Source organism: Streptomyces sp. E2N166 (genome assembly GCF_003671715.1).
GTDB lineage: Bacteria > Actinomycetota > Actinomycetes > Streptomycetales > Streptomycetaceae > Streptomyces > Streptomyces thinghirensis.
Map to the genome: position 1 here is coordinate 205,787 of NZ_RAIF01000025.1, position 6,019 is coordinate 211,805.

5 protein-coding genes are annotated in these 6,019 nt (G+C 72.6%); 4 read left to right on the forward strand and 1 reads right to left on the reverse strand.

All coding sequences use genetic code 11. The features are described 5' to 3' along the window. Positions 1–83 precede the first annotated feature (83 nt). Complete coding sequence (locus EBH09_RS18990; protein ID WP_121748176.1) at positions 84–620, forward strand: YbjN domain-containing protein; 537 nt, start codon at positions 84–86, stop codon at positions 618–620. A 59-nt stretch (positions 621–679) separates the two neighbouring features. Here the strand turns inward: EBH09_RS18990 and EBH09_RS18995 are convergent, their stop codons facing one another. Continuing rightward, the gene (locus EBH09_RS18995; RefSeq protein ID WP_121748424.1) at positions 680–1,870 is read right to left on the reverse strand and encodes a pyridoxal phosphate-dependent aminotransferase; all 1,191 of its coding nucleotides are present in this window, start codon (positions 1,868–1,870) and stop codon (positions 680–682) included. Between the two features lie 833 nt (positions 1,871–2,703). On the opposite strand from EBH09_RS18995, the gene EBH09_RS19005 reads away from it, so the two are divergent. From EBH09_RS19005 to EBH09_RS19015, 3 genes are all read left to right on the forward strand, one after another. Next, positions 2,704–3,240, forward strand: coding sequence for a DUF2617 family protein (locus EBH09_RS19005; RefSeq protein WP_193776399.1), 537 nt, complete (start codon positions 2,704–2,706; stop codon positions 3,238–3,240). A gap of 396 nt (positions 3,241–3,636) precedes the next feature. Then, positions 3,637–5,208, forward strand: a complete 1,572-nt coding sequence (locus EBH09_RS19010; RefSeq protein ID WP_121748425.1) for a polyamine aminopropyltransferase — start codon at positions 3,637–3,639, stop codon at positions 5,206–5,208. A 169-nt stretch (positions 5,209–5,377) separates the two neighbouring features. Then, positions 5,378–6,019, forward strand: a 642-nt coding sequence (locus EBH09_RS19015) for an SRPBCC domain-containing protein (protein WP_193776400.1), incomplete at its 3' end; no start/stop codon positions are given.

Below are 6,019 nucleotides of genomic sequence, written 5' to 3' on the forward strand. Positions count from 1 at the left end.
GGGCTGACAGGCCCCCGGCGGGCTTGCCACGCCCCTCCCCGCATGGGGGAGGATGGCCAGATCCGTACGAAGGGAAATTCACGGTGACCATCGATCCGTCCTCGATTCCGAACTTCGGGGGCAAGCAGCCCGAGCCGCAGTCCCAAGGACCGGCGGGCCCCGTCGTCCCGGATCAGGATCTTGTGAAGCAGCTCCTCGAACAGATGGAGCTGAAGTATGTCGTCGACGACGAGGGTGACCTCGCGGCGCCGTGGGAGCAGTTCCGTACGTACTTCATGTTCCGCGGCGAGGGTGACCAGCAGGTCTTCTCGGTGCGGACGTTCTACGACCGGCCTCACCAGATCGACGAGAAGCCGCAGCTGCTGGAGTCGATCGACGACTGGAACCGGCGCACCCTGTGGCCCAAGGTGTACTCCCACACCCACGACGACGGCACGGTCCGCCTGATCGGCGAGGCGCAGATGCTGATCGGCATGGGCATCAGCCTGGAGCACTTCGTCTCCTCGACGGTCAGCTGGGTCCGCGCCGCCATCGAGTTCGACCGGTGGCTCGTGGAGCAGCTCGGCCTGGAGCAGGAGGTCAACGAGTCGGAGAAGCCGACGGACGAGGACGGCGAATAGTCCGTCCCGTGTGAGGAGAGCCCGGCCCGGCGGTGATGCCGGGGCCGGGCTCTCACCGTTCATCCCGCCAGCGTCTTCAGCCGCCGCACCGCCTCTTCCAGTACCGAGGTCCGCTTGCAGAACGCGAAGCGGACGAAGGGGGCGCCCGCCTCACGGTGGTCGTAGAAGACCGCGTTGGGGACGGCGACGACGCCGGCCCGTTCCGGCAGGCCGCGGCAGAAGGCGAAGCCGTCGCTCTCGCCGAGGGGGCGGATGTCGGTGGTGACGAAGTACGTCCCGGCGGGGCGGTAGACGCCGAAGCCCGCCTCTTCCAGGCCCGCCGACAGCAGGTCCCGCTTGGCCCGCATGTCCGCGCGGTAGGCGGTGAAGTACGAGTCGGGCAGTGCGAGGGCCTCGGCGACCGCGTACTGGAAGGGCCCGGAGGCCACGTACGTCAGGTACTGCTTGGCCGAGCGGACCGCCGTGACCAGGGCGGGTGAGGCGGTGATCCAGCCGACTTTCCAGCCCGTGAACGAGTACGTCTTGCCGGCCGACCCGATGGTCACCGTGCGCTCGCGCATCCCGGGGAAGCTCGCCAGGGGGATGTGTTCGGCCGTGTCGAAGACCAGGTGCTCGTAGACCTCGTCCGTCACCACCAGCAGGTCCCGTTCCACGGCCAGCTCGGCGATGGCCGCCAGCTCGTCGCGGGTCAGGACGGTGCCCGTCGGGTTGTGCGGGGTGTTCAGCAGCAGCAGGCGGGTGCGATCGGTGACCGCGTCGCGCAGTTCGTCGAGGTCGAGACGGAAAGTGCCCTCGTGCGGGCGCAGGGTCACGGGTACGCGCGTACCGCCCGCCATCGCGATGCAGGCCGCGTACGAGTCGTAGTACGGCTCCAGCGCCACGACCTCGTCGCCGGGCTCCAGCAGGGCGAGCAGGGAGGCGGCGATGGCCTCCGTGGCGCCGGCCGTGACCAGGACCTCGGTGTCCGGGTCGTAGGACAGGCCGTAGCGGCGTTCCTGGTGGGCGGCGACGGCGGTACGCAGCTCCGGGACACCGGGGCCCGGCGGGTACTGGTTGCCGCGCCCGTCGCGCAGTGCCCGTACGGCGGCCTCCCTGATCTCCTCGGGACCGTCGGTGTCCGGGAAGCCCTGGCCCAGGTTGATCGCCCCGGTGCGCACGGCCAGGGCGGACATCTCCGCGAAGATCGTCGTCCCGAACTCGGCGAGCCGGCGGTTGAGGAAGGGGCGGGCGCTGGAGCTCATGGAGGTCATGGAGGTCATCCTGCGCCGAAGCTCTGGAGTTCCTCAACTCTGCTTTGGGGCGTGATGGCGGGGGGCATCTCCCGTTCACGCAACGAACTTCGCAGCGTCACAACGAGCTTCGAACAGAGAGCGAGGCGCCCAACGGGGGGCTGCTTCGGGGGAACTCCGGGCGCGAGCCCGGGAAGCGGAAGGAGGTGGCGCCATGGTCACCGGCATCATCCTGATCGTGGTCGGCGCCCTGGTGGTCCGGGGGCTTCTGGCGGGAGCGCGGAGCGGTGGCGGAGGCAGCCGCGGCCGCCGCCGGAACAGCTGGTGGGCCGACGGCTCGTCGCCAGGCGGGCACAACACAGGCTCCTCCTGCGGCGGAGGCTCGTCCTGCGGAGGCGGGTCGTCGTCCTGCGGGGGAGGAGGGGGCGGCGGCGGATGCGGAGGAGGCGGCGGCTGACACGGGGCAGCCGAGCCTCCGCAGGGGGAACCGCATCCTCGTCACGGGGCCCGCACCTGGGAGCGGGTCCCGCGCCCCATCACGGTGCCCGCCGGGAAACCCACCCGGCGGGCGCTCCCACACACCGGCGCGCGCCGTACGGGCGGGGTGTGCGCCCTGGTTGAACAGTTGAGCTGTGGAGCCCCCTGAGGGATGGAAACCCCACGAACTTGGGTAAAAACGCTGTGACGGCGCCACAGTTCATGATTCCCTCTCCATCACCAACGCAGCTCCTCGGACGACCTGTTGACCCCCCCTCCTGACCGGCCGACTGGGCTGAGCGGGCCGCATCCCCGGCAGTGACCGGGATGCGCTGGCCCCACACCTTCCTCTCCTTGTGTGCTTGCGGAGCCGATCCATGCTCACGACCCTGAAAACCGCCTACACCGACACGCGCGCGGCCGACCTCGCCTGGGCCCTTGGGCGCGAGCCGTTGCCCGCGCTCGCCAGTCTCGATATCGAACTGGCGGGCGCGAAAATGCAGTTGAGACTCCTGGGGGCCTCTCATCAAGTCCTGCTGGAGGAGGAGCGGGGAAGCTGTTCGGAGACGGTGGCGTGCATCCCCGGCAGCAGCACCCCCCTTCCGCTGGGCGTCGCCAAGCGGAAGGGCGACTGGGAGTACGAGTTCGCCGCTCGCGTGGAGGTGCTGACGCCGGGTTCCTTCGCCGGACGTGCCCAGGAGCTGCTGGCCCTGGTCGCCGACCACCCGCACGGGCTGGCCGGCGTCTTCCCCGGCAGCCCGCACGCCTTCACCGCGCTGCTGGCCCATCGGCACGAGGGGCAGGTGCACTGGCGGACGTGGCACGCCTATCCGCAGGACGGCCACCTGGTGGCGACCCGGACCCGGGTGGGCGTCCGGGTGCCGACGTCGCAGCTCAGCCCGTCCGGGGTGTGAGCGGGTGCGGGCGGGGGGCCAGGCCGGCCCGGGCGGGATAAACCTGTGGTGCCCAACAGATCGTCAGTTTCACACGTGTGGGTGACGAAGCGCAGTGCGGGAGTGACGTAACGTCACCCCGTGATCGAACCGCACGCGCCCGCTCCGCCCGGCTCTCCGCCGTCCTGGGGCGGCCCCGACGGTTCTCCCGACCGCCCCGGCGGCTCTCCCGGTTCCACTGGCGGTACGTCCGGTGCTTCCGGCCCATCAGGTGCTTCCGCTTCACCGGGTTCACCGGGTTCACCGGGTTCACCGGGTTCACCGGGTTCACCGGGTTCACCGGGTTCACCGGGTTCACCGGGTTCACCGGGTTCACCCGTTCCCTCCGACGCCTCCGGTGCCGGTGGGCCGGCGCGGCTGCCCGTCCGGCCGGCCGTCGGGCGGTTCCTGGTGCTGGCCGGTGTGTTCGTCTGCGCGGCCTGCGGGCTCGTGTACGAACTCGAACTCGTCGCCCTCGCCTCGTACCTGATCGGCGACTCGGTCACCCAGGCGTCCGTCGTCCTGTCCGTCATGGTCTTCGCCATGGGCCTCGGCTCACTCGCCGCCAAACGGCTGCGCAGGTTCGCGGCGGCCGGCTTCGGCGCGGTCGAGGCCGTTCTCGCCCTCGTCGGCGGCTCCAGCGCGATGGTGCTGTACGCCGTCTTCGCCTGGACCGGCGGCTGGGGCGGCCTGTGGGCCGACGGCCCGCGCTTCCTGCTGGTCGCCTTCTCGCTCACCATCGGCGTGCTGATCGGTGCCGAGGTGCCGCTGCTCATGGAGCTGATCCAGCGCGTCCGCCGTCAGGACGCGGGCGGCGCGGTCGCCGACCTGTTCGCCGCGGACTACGTCGGCGCGCTCGTCGGCGGCCTCGCCTTCCCCTTCGTACTGCTGCCCTTCCTCGGCCAGCTGACCGGCGCGCTGCTCACCGGCACCGTCAACGCGCTCGTCGGCGCCGCCCTGGTCCTCGGCCTGTTCCGGCGGGACATGACCCGCCGGGCCCGATGGCTGCTGCTGGCCGCCAACGCCGTCGTACTCGCCCTGCTCGCCACGGCGACCGTCCTCGCCGGCGACTTCGAACGCGCCGCCCGGCACGCCGTGTACGGCCAGGACGTCCGCGTGGCCGTGAAGACCGACGTGCAGGAGGTCGTCCTCACCGGCGACGCCGACGGCCGGCCGCTCGACCTGTTCCTGGACGGCCGGCTGCGGGTCGGTGGCAGTGGCGAGCGGCGGTACCACGAGGCCCTGGTGCACCCCGCCATGAGCGGCCCGCACGCGCGCGTGCTGATCCTCGGAGGCGGCGACGGCCTCGCCGCGCGGGAGGTACTGCGCCACCCGGACGTGCGCCGCGTCGACGTCGTCGAACTCGACCCCGGGCTCGCCCGGCTGGCCCGGCACGACCCCGGACTGTCCGCGTTGAACGAGCACGCCTACGGCGATCCGCGCGTCCACGTCACCACGGCGGACGCCTTCCGCCGGCTGCGCTCGACGCCCACCGCGACGTACGACGTGGTGATCTCGGACCTGCCCGACCCGGGCCTCACGGCCAGTACGAAGCTGTACTCGCAGGAGTTCTACGGCCTGCTCCGGCGAGTGCTCGCCCCCGACGGGCGGCTGCTCGTGCACGCCGGTCCGCTCTCCGCCCGCCCTCGGGCCTTCTGGACGGTGGACGCCACGCTCCACGCGGCCGGGCTGCGCACCGCCCCCTACCGCGTCGCCGCCCGGGACACCGGCCTCGCGCCGGGTCCCGACCGCACGGCCGCCACCCCGGACGCACCCCGCGACTGGGGCTTCCTCCTGGCCGCCCGCACGCCCCCCGCCCTGCGGCTCGAACCGACGGGCCCCCGCCCGCGCACCCTCACGGCCCGGTCCCTGGCCCAGGACGCCCGCACCGCGTCCCGTGCCCGGATCGACGGCCTGCCGCCGTCGACGCTGGTGCATCCGCGGTACTGAGCCCGCGTCGGGCCGTGCCCGTGCTCGTGTCCGCGCCTCCGTCCGCGCCCCCGTCCCCGTCCCTCGTACGAACGAGTTCGGGCGGGTCTCGCGGGAGGCGTGGGAGGGGGCGGGTGACTTTGTGCCGACGGGGGGTGCGTCGGGCGCCCGCTGGGTAGGGTGGCGTGACATGGAGCATGAGGTGTTCGTTCCGGTTCCGGCCGAGCGGCTCAGGGACGTGCTGGCCGACCCCGTCCGGGTCGCCCGGGCGGTTCCGGGGCTCCAGCAGGACGCCGGTGCCGAGCCTGTCGCGGGGCGGCTCAAGGTGCGCATCGGCAGTCACTCCATCACCTACCGGGGCTCCGTGCGTCTGTCCGCGCGCGAAGACGGCGCGTACGCCGTCGAGGGCGACGCCACCGAGTCGCGCGGCACCGGCACGGTCACGCTCGCGCTCACCCTCCGCGTGTCGGACGCCGACGGCGGCTGCACCCTCACGTTCGCCGGGACGGCCACCGCGGACGGGCGCGTCACGGAGCTGCCCGAGGAGTCGGTGACGTCGGCCGCGGCCCGGCTGCTGACGCGGTTCGCGGGGAACCTGGGCACGGCGGCGGAGCGGGAGCCGGAGCAGCCCGAGGCGCGGCCCGGGCCGCAGCACACCTCCGTGTTCGGCACCGAGGCGCCCCCGCCCTCACTCGCGGACGGGGACGAGGACGGGCCGGGCGGGCACGGCGAGCAGAGTGAGGTGGGTGAGGTGGGTGAGGAGAACAAGGAGGGTAAGGCGGCGGAGCAGCGCGAGCCGGACGCCCTCGGAGCCCCCGCCACCCCCGAAGCC